The 21,987-nt window shown below is 37.8% G+C and carries 25 protein-coding genes; 4 read left to right on the top strand and 21 right to left on the bottom strand.

What is annotated here, in order from left to right; translation table 11 throughout:
• Positions 1 to 247 (top strand): hypothetical protein (locus tag H4O18_RS12500; protein WP_343065464.1); only part of this gene is annotated, 247 nt, incomplete at its 5' end.
• A gap of 57 nt (positions 248 to 304) precedes the next feature.
• Here H4O18_RS12500 and arsB read toward each other — a convergent pair.
• From arsB to H4O18_RS12475, 5 genes are all read right to left on the bottom strand, one after another.
• On the bottom strand, positions 305 to 1,357 hold the full coding sequence (arsB, locus tag H4O18_RS12495) for an ACR3 family arsenite efflux transporter (RefSeq protein ID WP_187585052.1): 1,053 nt from the start codon (positions 1,355 to 1,357) through the stop codon (positions 305 to 307).
• Between the two features lie 3 nt (positions 1,358 to 1,360).
• The gene (locus H4O18_RS12490; protein ID WP_187585049.1) at positions 1,361 to 1,993 is read right to left on the bottom strand and encodes an arsenate-mycothiol transferase ArsC; all 633 of its coding nucleotides are present in this window, start codon (positions 1,991 to 1,993) and stop codon (positions 1,361 to 1,363) included.
• Positions 1,994 to 2,022: 29 nt separating this feature from the next.
• Positions 2,023 to 2,496: a DUF6428 family protein gene (locus H4O18_RS12485; RefSeq protein WP_187585047.1), complete on the bottom strand. Its 474-nt coding sequence runs from the start codon at positions 2,494 to 2,496 to the stop codon at positions 2,023 to 2,025.
• A 47-nt stretch (positions 2,497 to 2,543) separates the two neighbouring features.
• The gene (locus H4O18_RS12480) at positions 2,544 to 2,876 is read right to left on the bottom strand and encodes an ArsR/SmtB family transcription factor (RefSeq protein ID WP_187585045.1); all 333 of its coding nucleotides are present in this window, start codon (positions 2,874 to 2,876) and stop codon (positions 2,544 to 2,546) included.
• A gap of 89 nt (positions 2,877 to 2,965) precedes the next feature.
• Positions 2,966 to 3,598, bottom strand: coding sequence for a class I SAM-dependent methyltransferase (locus H4O18_RS12475; RefSeq protein WP_187585043.1), 633 nt, complete (start codon positions 3,596 to 3,598; stop codon positions 2,966 to 2,968).
• A gap of 323 nt (positions 3,599 to 3,921) precedes the next feature.
• Here H4O18_RS12475 and H4O18_RS12470 point away from each other — a divergent pair, with 323 nt between their 5' ends.
• A complete protein-coding gene (locus tag H4O18_RS12470; RefSeq protein ID WP_187585041.1) occupies positions 3,922 to 4,161 on the top strand; it encodes a hypothetical protein in 240 nt (79 codons plus the stop codon).
• Positions 4,162 to 4,454: 293 nt separating this feature from the next.
• Here H4O18_RS12470 and H4O18_RS22385 read toward each other — a convergent pair whose 3' ends face one another.
• The 7 genes from H4O18_RS22385 to H4O18_RS12435 all read right to left on the bottom strand — a co-directional run bounded on the left by H4O18_RS22385 (position 4,455) and on the right by H4O18_RS12435 (position 9,311).
• On the bottom strand, positions 4,455 to 4,583 hold the full coding sequence (locus H4O18_RS22385; protein WP_281387345.1) for a hypothetical protein: 129 nt from the start codon (positions 4,581 to 4,583) through the stop codon (positions 4,455 to 4,457).
• A gap of 337 nt (positions 4,584 to 4,920) precedes the next feature.
• Positions 4,921 to 5,601 carry a haloacid dehalogenase type II gene (locus H4O18_RS12460; protein WP_187585040.1) on the bottom strand — a complete coding sequence of 227 codons (681 nt, stop codon included), beginning with the start codon at positions 5,599 to 5,601 and terminating at the stop codon, positions 4,921 to 4,923.
• A 67-nt stretch (positions 5,602 to 5,668) separates the two neighbouring features.
• The gene (gene fabF, locus H4O18_RS12455) at positions 5,669 to 6,910 is read right to left on the bottom strand and encodes a beta-ketoacyl-ACP synthase II (RefSeq protein WP_187585038.1); all 1,242 of its coding nucleotides are present in this window, start codon (positions 6,908 to 6,910) and stop codon (positions 5,669 to 5,671) included.
• A gap of 35 nt (positions 6,911 to 6,945) precedes the next feature.
• Positions 6,946 to 7,593 carry a DsbA family oxidoreductase gene (locus tag H4O18_RS12450; protein WP_187585035.1) on the bottom strand — a complete coding sequence of 216 codons (648 nt, stop codon included), beginning with the start codon at positions 7,591 to 7,593 and terminating at the stop codon, positions 6,946 to 6,948.
• A gap of 86 nt (positions 7,594 to 7,679) precedes the next feature.
• Positions 7,680 to 7,988, bottom strand: a complete 309-nt coding sequence (locus H4O18_RS12445) for an EthD family reductase (protein ID WP_187585033.1) — start codon at positions 7,986 to 7,988, stop codon at positions 7,680 to 7,682.
• A gap of 121 nt (positions 7,989 to 8,109) precedes the next feature.
• Positions 8,110 to 8,673 carry a carboxymuconolactone decarboxylase family protein gene (locus H4O18_RS12440; RefSeq protein WP_187585031.1) on the bottom strand — a complete coding sequence of 188 codons (564 nt, stop codon included), beginning with the start codon at positions 8,671 to 8,673 and terminating at the stop codon, positions 8,110 to 8,112.
• A gap of 74 nt (positions 8,674 to 8,747) precedes the next feature.
• Complete coding sequence (locus H4O18_RS12435) at positions 8,748 to 9,311, bottom strand: TetR/AcrR family transcriptional regulator (RefSeq protein WP_187585029.1); 564 nt, start codon at positions 9,309 to 9,311, stop codon at positions 8,748 to 8,750.
• Between the two features lie 380 nt (positions 9,312 to 9,691).
• Here H4O18_RS12435 and H4O18_RS12430 point away from each other — a divergent pair, with 380 nt between their 5' ends.
• Entirely contained in the window at positions 9,692 to 9,916 is a 225-nt protein-coding gene (locus H4O18_RS12430) for a hypothetical protein (RefSeq protein ID WP_187585027.1), read from the top strand.
• A gap of 277 nt (positions 9,917 to 10,193) precedes the next feature.
• Here H4O18_RS12430 and H4O18_RS12425 read toward each other — a convergent pair whose 3' ends face one another.
• The 8 genes from H4O18_RS12425 to H4O18_RS12390 form a co-directional block, all read right to left on the bottom strand.
• Complete coding sequence (locus H4O18_RS12425; protein ID WP_187585025.1) at positions 10,194 to 11,402, bottom strand: sensor histidine kinase; 1,209 nt, start codon at positions 11,400 to 11,402, stop codon at positions 10,194 to 10,196.
• Positions 11,403 to 11,711: 309 nt separating this feature from the next.
• Entirely contained in the window at positions 11,712 to 15,071 is a 3,360-nt protein-coding gene (secA, locus tag H4O18_RS12420; protein ID WP_187585023.1) for a preprotein translocase subunit SecA, read from the bottom strand.
• A 174-nt stretch (positions 15,072 to 15,245) separates the two neighbouring features.
• Positions 15,246 to 15,470 carry a DUF2795 domain-containing protein gene (locus H4O18_RS12415; protein WP_013994285.1) on the bottom strand — a complete coding sequence of 75 codons (225 nt, stop codon included), beginning with the start codon at positions 15,468 to 15,470 and terminating at the stop codon, positions 15,246 to 15,248.
• A 136-nt stretch (positions 15,471 to 15,606) separates the two neighbouring features.
• The gene (locus tag H4O18_RS12410) at positions 15,607 to 16,182 is read right to left on the bottom strand and encodes a cob(I)yrinic acid a,c-diamide adenosyltransferase (RefSeq protein WP_187585021.1); all 576 of its coding nucleotides are present in this window, start codon (positions 16,180 to 16,182) and stop codon (positions 15,607 to 15,609) included.
• Positions 16,183 to 16,309: 127 nt separating this feature from the next.
• Positions 16,310 to 16,459 carry a hypothetical protein gene (locus H4O18_RS12405; RefSeq protein ID WP_187585019.1) on the bottom strand — a complete coding sequence of 50 codons (150 nt, stop codon included), beginning with the start codon at positions 16,457 to 16,459 and terminating at the stop codon, positions 16,310 to 16,312.
• Positions 16,460 to 16,505: 46 nt separating this feature from the next.
• Entirely contained in the window at positions 16,506 to 16,883 is a 378-nt protein-coding gene (locus tag H4O18_RS12400; RefSeq protein WP_187585017.1) for a hypothetical protein, read from the bottom strand.
• Positions 16,884 to 17,034: 151 nt separating this feature from the next.
• Positions 17,035 to 18,915: an ABC-F family ATP-binding cassette domain-containing protein gene (locus tag H4O18_RS12395; RefSeq protein ID WP_187585015.1), complete on the bottom strand. Its 1,881-nt coding sequence runs from the start codon at positions 18,913 to 18,915 to the stop codon at positions 17,035 to 17,037.
• Between the two features lie 8 nt (positions 18,916 to 18,923).
• Positions 18,924 to 20,108: a lipoprotein N-acyltransferase Lnb domain-containing protein gene (locus H4O18_RS12390; RefSeq protein WP_187585013.1), complete on the bottom strand. Its 1,185-nt coding sequence runs from the start codon at positions 20,106 to 20,108 to the stop codon at positions 18,924 to 18,926.
• A gap of 197 nt (positions 20,109 to 20,305) precedes the next feature.
• Here H4O18_RS12390 and H4O18_RS12385 point away from each other — a divergent pair, with 197 nt between their 5' ends.
• Positions 20,306 to 21,067 carry a CDP-alcohol phosphatidyltransferase family protein gene (locus tag H4O18_RS12385; RefSeq protein WP_187585011.1) on the top strand — a complete coding sequence of 254 codons (762 nt, stop codon included), beginning with the start codon at positions 20,306 to 20,308 and terminating at the stop codon, positions 21,065 to 21,067.
• Positions 21,068 to 21,185: 118 nt separating this feature from the next.
• Here H4O18_RS12385 and lptB read toward each other — a convergent pair whose 3' ends face one another.
• Complete coding sequence (gene lptB, locus H4O18_RS12380) at positions 21,186 to 21,926, bottom strand: LPS export ABC transporter ATP-binding protein (RefSeq protein ID WP_187585008.1); 741 nt, start codon at positions 21,924 to 21,926, stop codon at positions 21,186 to 21,188.
• Positions 21,927 to 21,987: the final 61 nt, after the last annotated feature.

The raw sequence follows: 21,987 nt of genomic DNA, 5'->3' as shown, positions 1-21,987 counted from the left end.
GCAAGTCATGAAAACCATTTTAACTTTAATCTTTGTTCTTTTTATCGGAGTAGCTGCACAAGCTCAAAACGATGCTGCCGAAGTTAAGGTTGAAACTGTTACCATGAGTATTGTAACTGCTACAGCAAAACAAGAAGTTGCTGTTAAAAATAACAACGCTGTTGTCCGCTTGTATATGTTCAAAAATTCTAAGGTAACCAAAGCTTTGTCTTTCTCTACCAAATTGAATAAAGCTAAATTGGCTTAATCTTAAGCTAGAATGTCGTTAGTATTAAATACAGAATCTCCCAAACCTTTAGTGCCCCTATTGAACCATGGCTATTGGATAATATTTTTTACGTAACCAAAAGGCTACGCGCACCAATAAAATTAAGGCAGGAACTTCCACTAAGGGACCAATGACTCCGGCAAATGCCTGTCCCGAATCCAAACCAAAAACAGCAATGGCTACCGCAATGGCCAATTCAAAATTGTTTCCTGCAGCAGTAAATGCAACAGAAGCCGTTTTGTCGTATTCCGCACCCATGGCTCTGGTAAGGAAAAAACCAATGAAAAACATCAGCATAAAATAGATTAACAATGGAACTGCTATAATTAAAACGTCCATTGGTATCTCCACTATCAATTCTCCTTTTAAGGAAAACATGACCACTATTGTAAACAATAGGGCAATCAACGTCATGGGTGATATGGTTGGTATAAATGTGTTGGAGTACCATTCTTCCCCTTTTAGCCGCACCAAAATCAATCTACTTAAAAACCCCAATGCAAACGGTATTCCCAAATAGATGGCTACGCTTTCCGCAATGATACCAATAGAAATATCTACTATGGCACCGTCAAATCCGAAATAGGGTGGAAGTACGGTTATAAAGATCCAGGCATAAAAACTGTAGGCAAATACTTGAAAAATGCTGTTCAGAGCTACCAGACCGGCACCGTACTCACTGCTTCCTTCCGCTAGGTCGTTCCAAACAAGTACCATAGCAATGCAACGTGCCAACCCAATCAGGATCAATCCCACCATGTATTCAGGGTAATCCCTTAAAAAAGTAATGGCCAAAGCGAACATTAAAATAGGACCAACAATCCAATTCAGGACCAACGAAATTGATAAAATTTTAGTGTTTTGAAAAACCTTGGGCAAGAGGGAGTAATTAACCTTGGCCAGTGGTGGATACATCATTAATATCAACCCAATTGCGATGGGTATATTGGTTGTTCCACTACTAAATTTGTTGATGATTTCCGGAAATTTAGGAGCAAAATAACCTATACCAACACCAAAAGCCATTGCCAAAAAAATCCATAGGGTTAGATAGCTGTCCAGAAAGCTTAATTTTTTACGGAATGCCATTTATTAGGATTTAATTTGGGCGAATACATATAATAATTCGGTTGCAATTTGAAGGCTTCTTTCCCGATACTTTTCGGCCTGCTGAGGGGTGTTGTCAAATGCCTTTGGGTCCTCAAAGGTTATTGGAATGCGTCTTTCGGCACCTGCTATAAAGGGGCAGCCAACGTCCGCTTGGGAACAGGTTAGAACTGCTGCAAATTCAGATTTTGGGTTAAAGTCATCATCGAACTTCTTTGAAAATCCTATCAACGCAGGTTCATTGTCGCCATATTTTATGCTGTAAATTGGATTTTCTCCTTGAGATATGGTCTCAATTTTAAATCCTGAATTTTTTAAGGTTTCCGCTGCCATTGGAAATAAGGCGGTAGCTTCCGTTCCTCCAGAATAACAATACACGTTCTTTAGGCCAAAATAAAAAGCCATTGTCTGTGCCCAGACTTGTGACAAGTGACTCCGTCTGGAATTATGGGTGCATATAAAATTGATTCTTACTGGCTCGTCTATATTTATTTTGTGCTGTACATATTCAACAAGAGGTTGTAATATTTCTTTACGTTCCTTGCTTATATTTTCAACGCTTAATTTAGAGATTGCATTCTCAATGTTAGCAAAAAGCTTCGTTTTTACTGGTGCCATAGATTGGTGTTTATGGGATCGTAATGGGTTTAGCAGCATCCGGAATCGGGAGTGCAACAATTGGCTGCTGTTCCTTGTAATTGGGATAATTTTATTTTTGGTTTTTCTGCCGGAATACCACAATTTTCCTTCGCCAGGCAATCTGTATGTTTGGAGGCCAAAAGAAAATTGGTGCCGTCAAAGTCCAATCCAAATTTTTCTATGGTTTCGCCTTGATATTCCACTTCAATTTCCAAATCGCCAATTTCCAATATTTTTTCCGATAGTTCTATGATGTGAACCAGTTTCTCCGGATGAAGTTGGTGGTCATAATCATTGGCATTCCAAAGTTGAAAATTTACAACTTCTTCCTTCCTAACCGTTCCTCCACAGTCTATAAAGTTCTTTATTATTTTACCTACTTCCGTAACATGAAAATGATTCGGTACAAATTTTCCGTTGGGCAACTGAAATGCAATTTTATCCAATTGCCCTAATATTGTTTTTACCTCTGATAGTTTCATTTTAATATTTATTTATTGCGATAATACGATTAATGATTTTAAATTTTTTAGCAGCAATCCTCCTGTTTGGTTATGTCCAGATTAAGGAATTGTTTTATGACCTCCTTCATTTCCAGCCATTTTTCGGTGTTAATGCAATAGCAGACGCTGGTTCCTTCAACACTACCCTTGATGAGTCCCAAGAGTTTCAATTCTTTCAAATGTTGTGAAATGGTAGGTTGAGCCAAACCAATTTCATTCACAAGATCACCACATACACAGGTATTTATTTTAAATAAATGCTGCAGAATAGCCACTCGGGCCGGGTGCCCCAAAGCTTTGGCAAAAATGGCAATTTCGTTTTGTTGATCCGAAAATATTTCTGTTTTAGCTAATCCCATTCTCTTATTATTTATATATCGCAATATTACGATGAATATTTATTTTAACCAATATTTTTTACTTTTTTTTACAATTAGTCCTTTTGGTGTTAATTTTTTCTGCTTATCAGGACTGTATGTTTTTCTATTAGGGCTTCCGTTCTCTGGTAATTTATATGGTAAACCTCAGGTTCTTCAAATGAATTTTGAGATAGAAGTGTTTTTAATGTATCCAATTTATGAAAATGGAAATAGACTCTATCTCCATTGTTACCTACTTTGAAGTCCGATTTGTTTGGATCACCCTCCACAAAACTTAAATATAGCAAGCCGTTGTTCAATAACAATCTGTGGGAATCGGCAATTACTTGAACACAGTCTGCCGGTGAAAGAAAGGGTAGGCAAAAACCACAGACTATTCCATCATATTGGGTGTTTAGTTCGCTGATCTGCCGGCCGTCCAAAACCTTGAATGTAGCGGTTGGATTGTTCTTTTCTGCCAATTTTATCATATTTGGGGCAACGTCTATCCCTAGTATATTGAAGTTGGGCCTTTTGGATAAAAGATATCTTGTGATGTTTCCGGGGCCACAGCCTATTTCCAAAATTCCGGCATTTTTTGTTGATATCGAATTGCAAATAAGATCATAGCTTTCATTGTACAAGTCCAGGTCCATAAACTTGTCTTGATATAGGGAAGCTATTTTGTTCCAAGTCTCGAATGTTTCCTTATAGCGGTCCAATGAGGTATTTTATTTTAAATGACTGTTAATCGACATAAATATCGGTAATAATCTTCATCCCGGGATTGCTGTATTTTATCAATTTTTTATTTTAGGTGGCTAAAATCACAAATCAGAGGAGCTTAAATTGTAAGTAAACACTTACAGTCATCGGTGAAATGCAAATTTTTATCGCTAAAGTGATTTGCTGCCCGTTACGTTCATCGGGATTTTTTTGCACTTTATCCAAGAGTTCTCCGCTTAACGAGAAACAGTGTTTTTCGTCGAATCGGAACCTAGAAAAGTACACTTGCCCAAGTTATATATATAACAAAACGCAAGTCATGAAAACCATTTTAACTTTAATCTTTGTTCTTTTTATCGGAGTAGCTGCACAAGCTCAAAACGATGCTGCCGAAGTTAAGGTTGAAACTGTTACCATGAGTATTGTAACTGCTACAGCAGAACAAGAAGTTGCTTTTAAAAATAACAACGCTGTTGCCCGCTTGTATATGTTCAAAAATTCTAAGGTAACCAAAGCTTTGTCTTTCTCTACCAAATTGAATAAAGCTAAATTGGCTTAATACTTATAAAAATAATACACTGTGATATTAATTGCACTATTAATCCCCATTTGCATCTGTCTTAATTACATGGTTGTTTTTCCAAAACCAACGGATAATACAGGCGCTCTGAAAAAGCGGATGAAACTTAATAAATAATTCTTGGCCGTTCTTAGGTTAGATTCAATCCTTCATGATTTATTATTTATTCTCAGGTAGGGTTTCAAATTCCTTTTTTTTTTGTTTTCAAACCATTTGGCCATGGCATCCTGTGATTTCATGAGTTCCTGCATTTTATTCATGGCCTCTAGGTGCTATTTGTCGCCCGCCTTAAACATTTGCATACCATGCTTTTTGCTTAGTTCTGCCATTTCTTTAAACGTATTGGCGTGAAATTGTATGTCGCAGGCACCTCCCAATTGTTTACATGTCATTGTTTTCATATCGATCGTTTTGTTAAGATAAGTTTATCCAGTAGACCACTGACTCTTAAATGGACTCTGTCAACACTAAGTTTTAACTAAGTTGTAGGCTGAGGTTACAAGTTATTGAAAAAAGCTCAAATCAATACTGGGGATATCTAGTCCTTTTGATATTACAAGTTCATGTTTATCAGTGTTTTTTAAATAGGTATAGATTAACAAAGGTCAATATTAGGTAGAATACCGTTAAGTATGAAGGTTAACTCTCAAAGGGCAATACTTCTGTAGGTACGTTGGGATGGAAATGTACATAAAGAGCTACCATGATAGTGGCGATGATGAAGGTGTGTCCTATATACTAGTTTTTTAATGCGATGAGTTTTTCAGAAATTTTAAGTAAATCTGGTTCAATTATTTCGGGCGGTGGAGCCAAAGGATACAGTTGTTGTCCGGGACGGGCAATAAACGCACCTCTCCAACCGGCCCACATTGCACCGGCAATATCCCATCCGTGGGCAGCAATCATTATACATTCATTTGGTTGAACTCCTATTTTCCTGGCTGCCCAATTATAGACATCCCTGTCGGGTTTGTATTTTCCAAGATCCTCTATACTTAATCGTTCGTCGAAAAAGTTGGTAAGACCGGCATTCCTAAATTGCATCTCGACTCCCTTGTTGGAGGAGTTGGTCAAGGAGACCATTTTATAACCGGCATTTCTAATATTTTTCAGGGCAGCCTTTACTTCCGGGTGAGTGGGTAAGGAGCGCAATGGGGTTAGCGCCACCTTGGCATCTTCCTCTGATAATTGAATTCCATGATTTGCAGCGACCATTCTCAAGGTGGCGGCTCCTATGGTGCCAAAATCTACATATTGCCTACTAGCGGTCGATACTAGCGAGTATTGCAACATGGTAATAAACCAAAGTGGCAAGAGATCTTCTCGGCCCCCTAAGGCCTTCCCTATACTATTTTTCATATTCCCTAAATCCAATAGGGATTCGTTTACGTCAAAAAATAGAACCTTGGGTGGTTTCATATGAGTTTGTATTTCTTTATATTAATCGGTCTTAGTTTAAATCAGCATTAGTGTACAACACCAGATTTTATAATTTTTTAAAAATAGTCGTCGCATTGTGCCCGCCAAATCCAAAGGTGTTGCTCATGGCTACATTTACGTTATGGTCAATGGCTTCCTTAAGTACTATAGGCATGGATGTGGGGATATTGGAATCAATTTTTGTGGTGTTGATTGTTGGTGGAATAATATTGTTTTGAATGGCCTTTATGGATAAAATAGCTTCCACTGCACCTGCCGCTCCCAATAAATGCCCGGTCATGGATTTTGTAGCGCTTATTTTGAGGTTGTCTAAATCATTGTTGAAGGTTTTTGCCACAGCCTTTATTTCGCTCAAGTCACCAACAGGGGTAGAAGTAGTGTGGGTGTTTAAGTAATTTATTTCTCCCGGATTTAGTTTAGCCTCCTCCATGGCTAATTGCATAGCTTTTATTGCACCGATACCCTCGGGATGGGTGGCTGAAATGTGGTAGGCATCATCCGTCATTGCGGCTCCTACTATTTCGGCATAGATTTTTGCCCCGCGTTTTTGGGCATGTTCATATTCCTCAAGAATTAAGGCGCCGGCTCCTTCGCCCATAACAAATCCGTCCCGATCTTCATCAAATGGTCTTGACGCCCCTTGTGGGTCATCATTTCTGGTAGATAAAGCTTTCATGGCGCTGAAGCCACCAATAGAGGCCTCTGTTATGGGCGCTTCCGACCCCCCTGTTACCATTACTTTGGCCTTGTTTAATCGAATATAGTTAAAGGCATCCATAATGGCAGAGCTTGATGATGCACAGGCTGAAACCGCTGTATAATTGATGCCCATTAATCCGAATTTCATAGCAATCATTCCCGATGCCATATTTGCTAAAAGTTTGGGTATAAAAAAGGGATTGAAACGGGGATTCATCCCTCCCTGGGTATAATTCTTCACTTCTTCCTCAAAAGTTTTCATACCGCCCTGACCAGTTCCCCAAATTACCCCTATATCAAAAGGAGAAATTGTATCCAAGTTTAAACCGCTATCACCAAATGCTTCTGTTACGGAACAGAGCGCATACTGGGTAAAGGGGTCACTCCTTTTTATTTCATTGCGATCAAGATATTTTTCGGGCGCGAAATCCTTTAATTCACCGGCGAATGTCGTTTTAAACAAAGAGGGGTCGAACTTGGTGATTTTTGAGAATCCATTTTTGCCTTTTACGGCACTTTCCCAAAATTCATCAACCGAATTTCCAATTGGAGTCAAGGCTCCCAATCCTGTAATCACTACTCTTTTCATATGGTTTTATTGTGGTTAATACCCAAGCTAATTATTTACTTTTCTTCAAGCAAGTCTGTTAACACTTGTTTGTAGACATCAACGGGTTGAGCTCCGGTAAGTGCACTTTTCATATTGAATACCATTGTAGGAACCGATGAAACCCCAAGGCTTTGCCAGTAGGTTTCTTTTGACTGTACCTGATAACGCGCATCGTCACTATCCAATCTGTCTATAGCCTCGTCCACATTTAGGCCCACTACTTCTAGTTCTTGAAGAAGCACTTCCCTTTTGGAAACATCTTTTCGTTCACTAAAAAAAGCAGCTACAAGTCGCATTTTTAGTTCGGTCTGTTTGCCATTTTCCTTTGCATAATCCAATAGAATGTGCGCATCCCTAGTGTTTACAATCTTCATTTCATCAAAATAATCGAAGGTAAATCCCAGTTCTGCCCCTACCTCGGCCATATAATCCTGTGAGCGTTTTTGGTCTTCCAAACTAGAACCATATTTTTCGGTAAGATGCTCTTGTACGTTCTGACCCTCTTTTGGCATAATTGGATTCAGTTCAAAAGGCTGCCATTCCAACTCTATTTGATCTTCTATTCCTAATTCAGCTATTGCTTTTTCCAGACGTTTATAACCTATGGTACACCATGGGCAGACCACATCGGAAACAATATCCAGTTTAATTTTATCGGCCATAATTCTATTCTTTAATGTATAATCTATTTTATATTGGGAGAAATCCAAATTTTTACTTCCTTTCCCAATGCAATAATAGGTCAGTTTTATAAAACCTCACTAATTTGAACTACTGGCTTAACATTTGTGAAATTGGGTAGATCCGCCAGGATCTTTTCGGCATTTACTCCAAAAGACTGTTGAAACGATTCCAAGGATTCGGAAGTAAGGTTGGCAATGACTACATATGGTGCCAGCTGCGCTGGACTTGCTCCGGTAAGTCCTACATTTATATCGGACGTCTTTACCGCATCGCCCAAAAGCTCTGAAAGTAATTGACTATGTTCAGTGGTGTAATATTTTTTATCGAATTCTAAATCTTCCGTATTAGGATACATTACTGTTAATTTAATCATGTTTTTTTTCTTGTTTAAATATTAATTGAATTTATTAAATCACATTTTTTAATTATTATTTCCTTTCTTAAATAAAAACCTTCCGAATAGACGGAAGGTTTAAAGCTGTTAATCTGTGATTTTATATCTCCACAGTCTCTTTTTTCCATGCAAAACTTTTGAAAGCTGCATCTATTGGTGTATTTGCAATATGGTTTGTATAATTACTGATTACTTTTTGTGATAATCCTAAAATGATTTCCAGAACGTGCTTTTGTTCATGGCCTGCAGCATAGAATGTTTCCAAGTTTTCTTGAGTTACGTTTCCTCGATTGCGAACAATAGTTAATGTCATGGTGCGTAAAGCCTCCAATTTTGGGTTTTCAAGCTGTGTTTCGTTACGTAATGCTTCGGTAATACTATTATCTACCTTCATCATTTTTGCTATTCCTGTATGTGCAGGTACGCAATAATGACATGCGTGTTCAACGTTTATGGATTGCCATACTACGGTTAATTCCTCTTCGTTAAAAGATGTGTTTACAAATAGTTCATGGAGCTTTTGGTAGGCATCCAGGACTTCTGGAGCACCAGCTAAGACACCATGCAGGCCGGGGATCATGCCATAAGCTTTTTGCGATTTTTCCAATAATGGTTTACTTGCTTCAGGAGCAGTTTCACTGTTGTGCACTTTTAATGTTGTCATAATTTCAAATTTTAATTGTTGTACTTGATATAAAATAACTAAACGATTGTTTAGTTATCGGTTAAAAAAAATGTTTAAAGGTTTTTAAATGTCATTTCAATATAGTCTTCAATTTCTTGCCTACTATTTACTCGGGAAGCGGCAGCTAAACCGTGTTTGGCCAATAATAAAAAATTAGCTTGTTTAGTTATAGTCTCTTCATCTTTGTTTCCATCCATTCTCAATTTGGCAATCAATAGGGTTTTAAGATTATCCATAAATGAAGTCATCTCACCTTTTACTAATTCATCCTCACTTTCTGAAAACTCATTATAGGTATTGCTTATTAAACAACCTTTTTGATTTCCTTCTTGATGACATATGTTTACGGAGTCATAAAAAAATTCCTTAATGCCCTCAACACCATTGGTTGAGTTCTTAAATTTATCGAGGATGCTATTTACCTTTTTTTTGTAGCTTTTTAGGCTTTCCAAAAAAACACCATGCTTACTTCCAAAACTAGAATAGATAGAAAACTTGTTGATGCCCATTTCTTTTTCAAGCATTTGCATAGAGGTGGATTCATAGCCGTTGCGCCAGAATAAACGCATCGCCTTTTCAATAACCTCTTCTTCTATATATGCTTTCTTTCTTGCCATGATCTCTAACTACGGAATAAAACTAAACAATCGTTTAGATATGATATAATATTTTAACATTTATTTAATTTGTGAGGGGGATTGGCAAAGCAGCACGATACTTATTGTTGGCCTGGGGTAGTCATGGATGATATGTTTTTATAACAGCCAAATTTCTCCAATTAGCTCAGGAACATTTTAATTATTTGGCTTATCAGCCTAGGATAAACGCTGAAATTCATGTTTTACCGCTGAAAGGATTTTAGGTTCCGTTGCGTTTAGCGGTATTTTTTTACACTTCAACAGACATTTTTCAACTCAACGAAAAACCCTGTTTTTCAACGAATCAGAACCTAGAAAATTTCACTTGCCCAAGTTATATATATAACAAAACGCAAGTCATGAAAACCATTTTAACTTTAATCTTTATTCTTTTTATCGGTTTAGCTGCTCAAGCTCAAAACGGTCATGGAGAAGTAAAGGTTGAGACGGTTACCAAGAGTGTCGTTACAAAAGTTGCCGTGAAAAATGATAACAGTATTGCCCGTTTGTATATGTTCAAAAATTCTAGGGTAACAAAGGAATTGTCTTTCACTACCAAATTAAACAAAGCTAAATTGGCTTAATACTCAATAATTAATCTACTACTCCAAATAGGTAGTACCAAATTGGATCACTATGATGTTATTTGCACTTTTAGTTCCCATATGCCTTTGTCTTAGTTATATCATTGTTTTTCCCAAAACTAAGGGTATTCTTCGTCCTTTAAAAGTGCCTGCGAAACAGGAGAGGGAATAGAGTAAAACGCCATCACGATATTTTTATCGAAATAATATCGATCTAAAATATTTGGAAAACCAAAAAGCATTCTATTTAGAATTTGGATGGGCCGGAGTGGAAGGCTTAAGTCTTAAATTTATGTTGTATATCGGAAAATTTCACAATGTAGTTTGTGCCTTTTTTTGATAAATCCCTATTTATAGTCCCTTTCAACTGTCGGGCCAGATTATGGATAAGTTTTAAACCCAAGGATTTTGTATTCTTATGGCTTATGTTCTCAGGAAAGCCTTCGCCATTGTCACCAATATAAAGTACATAATCCTTACCATTGGACTTTAGAAGTTCTATATGTATTTCACCCTCGTCGTTGTCCTTTATTCCATATTTAAGGGCATTGGTAATTACTTCATTGATCAATAGACCTAAAGGTATGGCTGTATCTATCCCCAATTTAACATCTGGAATCATAATGTTCAGGGTTATATTGTTGTCAGTGCCTTTAAAGGACCTTAACAAATAATCGCTTAACTCCTCTACATATGACTTATATTCAATTTTGGACAGATCATGTCGCATATACAACATTTCATGCACCATAGCCATCGAAATCACCCTATTTTGACTGCTTTTTATCAAGGTTTTAATTCTAGGCTCCTCAATACTTCTGGATTGAAGACTAAGTAAGCTGGATACCGTCTGCAGATTGTTTTTTACCCTGTGGTGTATTTCCTTTAAAAGAGTGTCCTTTTCCTTGATACGGGCTTCATTTTCGTTTCGGATCTTGTGTAGATCGTTATGTGCTTTAAGGAGATTTTTTCCAATAACGCCCCCTAAGAGATAAACAGAGAACAGAATACTAAAAAGTGCAAACATGTCTTTACTAGCAACAGGGACCACGTTTTCTGTAAAATTAAATTCTGCAATACTCTGGGAATAAATAAGGATAATAATAAGCAGATTTAAGTTGAGGTAAACCCTTCCATATACCTTTGTGCTGATATATCCGGCAAATACCACCAATGCCAGTACAAAAATAAATGGACTGTTGATTCCGCCGCTGTATAAGGTAATTATAACTGAGGCCGCCAAGGCCATTATTGAAGTAAAATTATAAGTAAACCCAAGTGTTTTATGTTTGTGGAACAAAAGGGTGTTAACTAAATTTAGTACACCAAAAACAATAAAAGTAGCTGGGATTATTTGGGTGATTTTAAGAAAATATATGCAGACAATACCGAAAACAATTGAGAGGACAGAGGAGATATAGTTAACCCTTAACGTTAAACGGACTTTGTCCTTTAGTCGGTACTGATCCTGAATGGGTATTTGCATTAAAAAGCGGTTAATGGTTGTATTCTGAAGGTAAAGATAATAGTTTGAATTAAAGCGTGATGAATTTTAAGGTTAAAACAATATATTTATGTAATATGCCACCGAAAAGTTACCTGAATTTTTATTGGTAAACTATCGTCTAAAATTTTTTAAGTCTGTTTTGCATTCTCATTATTTCCTTTCCCGTAAGAAAAAACTTTAGTTTCAACATAAATATATTAAAATTCGTACAATAAAAAAGCGACGACCTATGGGGTCGTCGCTTTTTTAATGGATATTGAGCAATTTATGTAAAGAGTAGGGGTTTTCTTATTCTTCTATTATTACCCACTCTCCTTTGTCCAATAATGGCTCCGCCTGCTTGTATTTTACTGTCTTGCTTTCGCCCGACATTACATTCTTAATGGTTACTCTTTCGTTTCTGCCTATTTTGGCCTTTTCCCTTACAATGGTTTCCGTTACCTGTGGACGTCCACCTTGGTTCTGGCCCACGGCCCTGCTTTGGGCGGACATTTCATCACTGTTGGGAATTTCCTCTTTAGAGGTCTTCAAATTTTCCTTTGGCCTACGAATATTTCTAGCCTCTTGAATTTCCGGGCTTTGATTAGGTAACTCCCCTTTGAATAAAAATGAAACAATTTCTTTGTTCACCTTTTCGATCATTCCTTTGAAGAGTTCAAAGGCCTCAAATTTGTAAATCAACAAAGGATCCTTTTGTTCATGCACAGCTAATTGAACGGATTGTTTTAACTCGTCCATTTTTCGCAAATGTGTTTTCCATGAATCGTCGATAATGGCAAGGGAGATATTCTTTTCGAAATCTGTTATCAATTGTTTGCCATTACTTTCATAAGCTTCCTGAAGATTGGTAACCACATTCAAGGATTTAATACCATCTGTAAATGGCACTACGATCCTTTCAAACTTATTGGCATTGTCCTCATATACATTTTTTATTACTGGGAACGCCGTGGCAGCGTTGCGCTCCATTTTGTTCTTATAATGCGTAAAGGCTGTCTTATAAATGACATTCGCTATTTCCTGAACACCCATTTTTGCAAATTCATTTTCACTAATGGGAGAGGTTATGGAGAAATATTTTATAAGTTCGAACTCAAAGTTTTTATAATCGCTGGCCGCCTTATTGGTGTCCGCAATTACCTCACAGGTGTCATAGATCATGTTGGCAATGTCTACTTTTAATCGCTCTCCTTGTAAGGCATGGCGTCTTCGTTTATAGACTACTTCCCTTTGAGCATTCATTACATCATCATATTCCAACAATCTTTTTCGTACACCAAAATTGTTTTCCTCTACTTTTTTCTGTGCCCGCTCTATAGATTTGGTCATCATGGAATGCTGAATAACCTCACCTTCTTCCAAGCCCATTTTGTCCATCATTTTGGCGACCCTGTCCGATCCAAATAACCTCATAAGGTTATCCTCTAAGGAAACGTAGAATTGAGAGCTTCCTGGATCTCCTTGACGTCCTGACCGCCCTCTAAGCTGCCTATCTACCCTTCTGGAATCGTGACGTTCGGTACCTACGATTGCCAAACCTCCTGCTTTTTTTACTTCTGGGCTTAGTTTTATATCGGTACCACGACCAGCCATGTTAGTGGCTATGGTAACTATGCCTGCATTACCTGCTTCCGCAACAATATCTGCTTCCTTTTTGTGCAATTTTGCGTTAAGTACGTTGTGTGGTACTTTCCTAATGGTCAACATACGGGAAAGCAATTCGGAGATTTCTACTGAGGTAGTACCAATAAGTACCGGTCTACCGGACTGCGAAATTTTGGTTACCTCTTCTATTATAGCATTGTACTTTTCGCGTTTGGTTTTATAGATCAAGTCTTGCCTGTCATCACGAGCAATGGGTCTGTTGGTAGGAATTTCCATAACATCCAACTTGTATATCTCCCAAAACTCACCTGCTTCCGTAACGGCTGTACCTGTCATCCCTGCCAGTTTGCTGTACATCCTAAAGTAATTCTGAAGGGTTACCGTGGCAAAGGTCTGGGTCATGGCCTCGATTTTTACATTTTCCTTAGCCTCTATGGCCTGGTGCAATCCGTCCGAATAACGACGACCATCCATAATACGGCCGGTTTGTTCATCCACGATCATGACCTTGTTTTCCATAACCACATACTCCACATCTTTTTCAAAAAGGGTATAAGCTTTTAAAAGTTGGTTCATGGTATGGATGCGTTCGCTTTTTATGGCAAAATCCTTGAACAATTCTTCCTTTAATTCAGCTTCTTTGTTTATTTCAAGCTCTTGATTTTCAATTTTGGCTATTTCATTACCAATATCGGGCATTACAAAAAAGTCCTTATCGCCATCCCCGGATAGATATTCCACTCCCTTTTCGGTAAGTTCTATCTGATTATTTTTTTCATCAATAACAAACCAAAGTTCTTCATCTACCTTCGGCATTTCACGGTTGTTATCCTGCATGTAAAAGTTCTCGGTTTTTTGAAGCAATTGTTTTACCCCTTCTTCACTCAAAAACTTGATCAAAGCCTTATTTTTAGGAAGACCTCTGTGCACTCTAAGTAATAGGAAACCACCTTCTTTGGTGTCGCCCTCGGTAATTAATTTTTTAGCTTCCGCCAAAACTCCTGTTAAATAGGCACGTTGCTTGTTGACGATATCACCAACTTTTGGTTTTAGCTCATTAAATTCGTGACGATCACCTTCTGGTACTGGGCCTGAAATAATCAAAGGGGTACGGGCATCATCTACAAGAACGGAATCCACCTCATCCACTATGGCGTAATTATGTGGTCGTTGAACCAGATCACTAGGCGTATGTGCCATGTTATCTCTAAGATAATCAAAGCCAAATTCGTTATTGGTACCGTATGTAATATCCGCGTTATAGGCTGCCCTACGTCCGTCAGAATTAGGTTGATGTTTGTCAATACAGTCCACCGAAAGTCCGTGGAACTCAAAAATAGGAGCCATCCAGGCACTATCCCTCTTTGCCAGATAGTCGTTAACCGTCACCAAATGCGCTCCATTTCCTGTTAGTGCATTTAAATACAATGGGAGGGTAGCTACCAAGGTTTTGCCTTCCCCGGTATGCATTTCAGCAATCTTACCTTGGTGCAGGGCTATACCGCCAATTAATTGCACATCGTAATGAACCATATCCCAAGTAACTTGCTTACCTGCAGCATCCCAGGAGTTTTTCCAAATAGCTTGGTCGCCATTAAGGGTAACATAATCTTTTGAGCCGGAAAGCAATCTGTCGTGCTCGGTAGCTTTTACCGTTAGGGTTTCATTATTGGCAAAACGTTTTGCAGTTTCCTTTACTACGGCAAAGGCTTCGGGCAACATTTCCGTCAAGGCCTTTTCGGAAATGGTATAAATTTCTTCTTTTAGTTTGTCTATTTCTGCGTAAATATCCTCGTTTTTGTCTATATCGGTAGATTCTTTTACCTCATTTAGTAACTTAGCTATTTCCTCATTAAGTGCTTTGCAGTCTTCTTTTAACTTATTTTTAAAAAAAGTTGTTTTTTCTCGAAGTTCATCGTGGCTTAATTTTTCTAAGGCGGCCTCGAAAGATTTTATTTGATTGACTAAAGGTTGTAGGTCTTTGACATCTTTCTTTGATTTATCCCCTACAAATACCTTTAATATCGAATTTAAAAAACTCATAATGTTTTCTGTTATTAATGAAAGGCTTCGTTAAAGCCATTTCCTTTGTGTATACACAGTTTTCTTTAGTTGGCACGTAAAATGCTATCTTTTGGATGTAAGATATTCCAACATCAAAATTACGTAAAAAAAAAGCCTCATATGAGACTTTTTTGTTGTAATTCCGTTAATATTTTAATACTCGTCCTCGTTCCAAAGATAGTCTTCTTCTGTAGGATAGTCTGGCCAAATCTCTTCGATTGATTCATAAATTTCCCCTCCTTCTTCCTCCATGGATTGTAGATTTTCTACAACTTCCAAAGGTGCACCGGTTCTAATTGAGTAATCTATCAATTCGTCTTTTGTTGCGGGCCAGGGCGCATCACTTAAGTAGGATGCTAATTCTAATGTCCAATACATCGTAATTATTTATTTTTAATATTTTGCAAAAGTAATTTTTAAACTGAGACTGCCAAGTTTTTTTGCATAAAATTCAATTATTTAATTTCGAATTTTATTGCTTTAATAATTTGATAACGAAGAATTAACGGATTTATTAGTCCTGTTTCTCTGGAATCCACTTTATTTCTTTGGCTTGTTTATCATGCGACAATTTTCGTGCCAATACAAAGAGGAAATCTGAAAGTCTGTTTAAATAGGACAATAAAGTGAGATCCACTGGTTCATAATCGTTTAATTGGGAGACCAAACGCTCCGCCCTGCGGCAAATGGTCCGGGTAATGTGACAATATGACACGGTTGTATGCCCGCCTGGCAATATGAAATGGGTCATGGGGGGCAGGTTCAATTCCATTTTGTCTATTTCCTGTTCCAACAGTTTTAAATCTTCGTCGCCAATTTTTGGAATATTCAATCGGTCTTTACCATTTTTAAGTTTTTCCTTCTTGGGGTCAATGGCCAATAAAGCTCCTACCGTAAACAACTTCTCCTGTATTTTTATCAATATCTTCTTGGAGGAATCTGCTATATCTTGATCCCTGATTAATCCGATCCAGGAATTGAGCTCGTCCAAGGTGCCATAACTCTCAATTCGAATATGATGCTTGGGTACCCTGGTACCCCCAAACAGACCTGTTGTGCCATCATCACCTGTTTTAGTATATATTTTCATGTGGGTTGATGTATATTAATTTTAGGGAATTTTAATTTTCGATCGCTTTTGGCGGTAATTCATTGGGTCAAGATTAAAAGCTGTTGACCTTTAGGTGAATATATACAATAATGTTTAGGTATAACTTTTAGTCCTTTGGTTTGTCTCTATTCTCTCTCTTGTAGTCCTCCATGAATTTTCTTGATTTCCTATCCCGGGATTTTCGTTTGGTAAATCCTTGGGTCACCAAGAAAATTACTCCAAGAACGGCAAGCACTATGTAAATGATGTAGTCCATTGATCAGATTTTTGGATTTCCTTTAACGACCATTAAAAATACGGGTTTAAATCCGAATCTTAAAATGCTCCTTAACCTGTTCTCTTCGGAAAAATAACAATCCACCATAAAACAGGTCTATGCTTACCCTTATCTTTTCCAATTCTTTAATGCTTTTCCATAATTTATTAGTATCCTTTGTTTCGTGTATTTTATCCACATAAACAATGGTGTCGTTGGTAATGTTGACATTTTGAACAATATATTTATTTATGGTTTCATGGTTCAATGTACCGATAAATATTAATTGGCTGGAGGGATTGGTAATGGTTACCCCACTTACGGTTTTGGTTATTGCCTTTTCCAATGCCGTATTATTAGGTGTCAATTGCACTTGGGCTATTTTAAAATAGGCTATTGTTTTTAGCAGAATGTTATGGGACATACTACTTTTAAAGTTTGGGGCAGCATAAAGGCACTTTGTAACATATTGGTACACAAATGGGGAGTGTACTCCGTGTTGGTTGCTGGATGATATCCAAAATTTTAAAAATGAGAAAAGGCGATAAAACATCCTGTACGCTACTTTTATGGAACTATTCGCCCATGGACATTGAAAGTTCGAACCAACGTTCCGTTTTACCTTCTATGGCATCTGTAATTTCTTTTAGTTGAATGGATAACTTGGAAATATCATCGCCTGACAGGCTGCTGTCCGTAAATTTATTCTGGATTTCCACTTTTTTGGATTCCAGTTTTTGTATTTCCTTTTCCAACTGTTTGTATTCCTTCTGTTCCAAAAAGGAAAGTTTTTTTTCTGTTTCTTCCGCTTTCCAGGTATTTTTGGAATTTTTTTCTTCTACAGCTTTTTCTTTGGCAGCCTTGTTTTCCTGAACATTACTGTCTTCGTAGGATCTGAAATCGGAATAGTTTCCAGGAAAGTCCTCGATTTCGGCATTCCCCCTAAAAACAAAGAGGTGGTCTACGATCTTATCCATAAAATAACGGTCATGGGAAACTACTAGAAGACAGCCTGGGAAATCGAGTAGAAAACTTTCCAGTACGTTTAAAGTAACTATATCCAAATCGTTTGTTGGTTCATCCAAAATAAGAAAATTCGGATTTTGTATCAATACGGTACAAAGGTATAGTCGCTTGCGTTCCCCACCACTCAGTTTCTCCACAAAATCGTATTGTTTTTTGCGATCGAATAGAAAACGTTCCAGTAATTGCTGGGCGGAAATTTGTTTTCCTTTCATTAGAGGGATGTAATCGCCGAATTCGCGAATGACATCAATAACTTTTTGACCTTCTTTAATGGTAATGCCGTTTTGGGTATAATAACCGAACTTAATGGTTTCTCCTGTAATTACCTTGCCGCTGTCCGGCTGTTCGGCACCACTCAATATATTTAGAAATGTAGATTTCCCGGTACCATTTTTTCCAATAATACCGATACGCTCGCCTTTGAGGAAATTATATTCAAATTTATCAAGAATGGGTTTATTGGGGAAGGATTTGGATATTTTATGGAGCTCTACAATTTTGCTCCCCATACGTTCCATATTAATTTCCAACTGAACCTCGTGTTCTTTTCTACGTTGGCTAGCCTTTTCCTTTATGGTGTGAAAATCGTCAATTCTTGACTTGGATTTTGTGGTTCGCGCTTTGGGCTGCCTTCTCATCCAATCCAATTCTTTCTTAAATAAAATCTTGGATTTGTGCTGTTCTACCGCCTCCTGTTCTATACGCGCTTCCCTCTTCTCCAAATAATAGGAATAATTGCCCTTATAGGAATACAGCTGTCCATTGTCCAGCTCAATAATTTCATTGCAGACACGTTCCAAGAAATAACGATCATGGGTAACCATAAACAGGGTCATGTTTTCCTTGGCGAAATACTGTTCCAACCACTCGATCATTTCCAGATCCAAATGGTTGGTAGGTTCGTCCAGAATAAGCAGGTCTGGTCTATTGATCAAGGCATTGGCCAAGGCCAATCGCTTCTTTTGTCCTCCAGATAGCTGGCCTACCTTTACATCTAGATCTTCCAGTTTTAATTTGAACAGAATCTGCTTGTATTGGGTTTCAAAATCCCAGGCATCATAACGCTCCATGGCTTCAAAAGCCTTTTGATAGGCATCCTCATCTTCAGGATTTTGTAGCGCATGTTCGTAGTTTAAAATAACTTTCAAAACCTCGTTGTCCGACGCAAAAATGGTTTCCTCAATGGTCAATAGGGGGTCTAGATCAGGTTCTTGTTCCAAAAATGAAATTCGAATGCCTTTTCGGCTATTTATTTGCCCGGTATCTGAAGCATCTTTGCCAGATAGTATATTTAGGATGGAAGTTTTGCCACTACCATTTTTGGCAATAAGTGCAATTTTTTGATCCTTATTAATGCCAAAGGAAATATTTGAAAAAAGTGATAACTCGCCAAATGATTTGGATATGTTTTCTACAGTAAGTAGGTTCATCTAAAGTATTATTTTAAACTGATTTGTTGTTGGAAATACTTCCATAAAAAAAGATATCTCACACCTAGCATCATCCAAAGGGGTATGGCTAGCATAGAGAACACCTGTATTTTAAATATTCCCAAAATTAGGGTCAAGCCCAATAACCCCAAAAGAAATAAAAGGTATTTGGGCAACCAGATGGGGGTATTCTTCTTTTTAAGAATTATAAAACCAACAATTAAATTTAATGGAAATACCCATAAGATATTAAAGTTGTTGGCTGTGGCCGTATGATCAGTAAAAAACCAAAGGAAAACTAATAGAAGACCGGCCAAACCAGTCACGAAAAACAGGATGGAATCTACGATCCTGCTTCTAACATGATTTTTGTAATCAATATAAGTTATGACCAGTACAAACACAAGCAGTGCCAAGATCCAAAATAGGGGCGAAGCTAAAAAGTACCCCTCTCCCTTCTTTTTTACGGACTCCAATATGGTTCTTTCCCTAAGTACAAGATCATGGTCTGCCAAGGTGGTATTGCCCAATTGTTGCATTACATAAATGGGTAAGAACATATGTTCTTTTACGGTGGCGGTTCTGTCGATTACCGCCCCTAACGCCAGATCAATTCCAAAACTAGACCAAGAATTGGGGGTTAGGTTTTGGTGGATCAATTGTCTGAAGGTGTATTTTTTCTCCAAATGGCCTTCCTTAAAAAGTAATTTTTCGCCTAAGGATTCTTGTAATACATCGGGTATTTTGGTGGCGCAATTGTTGAAAAAGAAATCGTATTTATAATCCCTATTTTCAGGGCGATAATTGTTTTCCAAAAATTGGAACAACTCATTTTTTTGAATGGGGGTGAGCTTTAATAGTTGTTCTTTTACCCATCTATTCTCTAGTTCGTAGGCGTATAAAAAATTGGGCATGTTCTGTTTGCTCAGGGAGTAGAATAGTTTCCCCATGGCGAACTCCACGTAAAACATGGGTGGGTCAAAATTAAAAGTACCATAGTTATAAACCCAGTCCACTCCTTGGGCGGAATCCTGGATTCTAATGGCGCTATGGCCGAAAGTCGTGTATAGGTCACTGCCAGAACCACAGGTCAGAACACTTATTTGAGCTTCAGGGGTTAATTCCCGGACCTGCGCCGTTCCGAAGCTTATGAGGCCTATAAAAAATGTAATAAAAAGAATCTTTATCCGCATATACTATTGGGAGCCACTATTTTTTAAAATATCAACGCAAATATCGAACAAATTCTAGGATTTGGGCAGCATAGTACGGTGTATTATAAAAAACAAGATATATTTTAACAGCATTTTTTAATAAATGGTATTTTTACATGATGGTACCCAATCTGTAATAAGCAGATTTTGGTATTAACCTATTTAAAACTAGACTTATGAAACGCCATATTCCCAATATAATAACCTTGTTAAATGTTTTTTGCGGTTGTGTTGCCACTGTGTTTGCAGTTTTGAACAAATTGGAATTGGCAGCGGCTTTTGTTTTTTTAGGTATCTTTTTTGATTTTTTTGATGGATTGGCTGCTCGTCTTTTGGATGTAAAAAGTGAATTGGGACTGCAGTTGGATTCCTTGGCCGATATGATTACCAGTGGATTGGTGCCAGGGATCGTTATGTTTCAGCTTTTGAGTATCTCTTACAGTGGTGGATGGAATATAGGACTGCAACTAGATTCAGCAGAGACGATGAGATGGGAGACTTTTGACATCCCGTTGCTTCCTTTTTTTGGGTTTCTAATTACCCTTGCCTCGGCCTATCGCTTGGCGAAATTTAACCTAGATGAAAATCAAGTTTCCTCATTTGTGGGGCTTCCTACTCCGGCCAATGCATTGCTAATACTTTCTTTCCCTTTAATATTGCTATATCATAACAATGATTTTTTAAACGCTATTATCCTTAATAAATGGTTCTTGATCGGGACCACCCTACTGAGTTCCTATTTGCTGAATGCACGTATTGGACTTTTTGCTTTGAAGTTTAAAAATTGGGGTTTTAAGGATAACGCACTGCGTTATATATTCATTGTAGTAAGTTTTGTGCTGATACTAACCATGAAATTTATGGCTATTCCGGCTATAATTGCCTTCTATGTTATTAGTTCTTTGGTAAATCAATTCAATACCCCAAAAACCGTTTGAGTGTTGTAAAATTGCCTTGGCAGTCTTTGCTTACTGTAATTTTTATAAAAGAAGATAAAAAAAGTCGTCTTGGTAGGGGTGATAAACAATTTGCGATAGGGAAGTCGTCTAGGAGAAACTAGAAATCCAATTTCTTTTTACGAAGCTCAAAATTCTGTCCCAAATACACTTTGCGCACCATTTCATCGGCCGCCAAATCTTCGGGAATCCCAGATTTAAGGATTCCACCTTCGAACATTAAATATGAGCGCTCTGTAATTGCCAAAGTTTCCTGTACGTTGTGATCGGTAATTAAAATGCCAATATTTTTATTTTTAAGCTGGGCTACAATTCTTTGTATGTCCTCAACGGCAACAGGGTCTACTCCGGCAAAGGGTTCATCCAATAATATAAATTTTGGGTCTGTGGCCAAAGCCCTTGCAATTTCGGTCCTCCTTCTTTCTCCACCGGATAAAAGATCGCCACGGTTTTTCCGAATATGGCCCAGTCCAAATTCCTCTATGAGCGATTCCATCTTCATTAACTGCTCTTTTTTGCTCAACTTGGTCAATTGAAGTACGCTCAGAATATTTTTTTCGATGCTCAATTTCCTAAATACAGAAGCTTCCTGTGCCAAATATCCAATTCCGTTTTGCGCTCTTTTGTACATGGGAAAGCGTGTTATTTCCATTTTGTCCAGATAAATGTTGCCCCCGTTGGGCTTGATCAGGCCTACGATCATATAGAACGACGTAGTTTTTCCGGCACCATTGGGACCCAATAAACCAACAATCTCCCCTTGGTTTACTTCCAGTGAAATTCCTTTAACTACTTGTCGCCCTCGGTAGGACTTCATTATATTATCTGCTCTTAGCTTCATAGTACCTTTGCTATTCCCCAAAACTAAGCCTTATATTAGTTTGGGAAAAGATATTGTAGTT

It is taken from the genome of Arenibacter arenosicollis, from assembly GCF_014397245.1.
In the GTDB taxonomy this organism is placed as follows: domain Bacteria; phylum Bacteroidota; class Bacteroidia; order Flavobacteriales; family Flavobacteriaceae; genus Arenibacter; species Arenibacter arenosicollis.
Note: the sequence above shows the minus strand (reverse complement) of the source record. Positions and strands in the feature narration are given on the sequence as shown.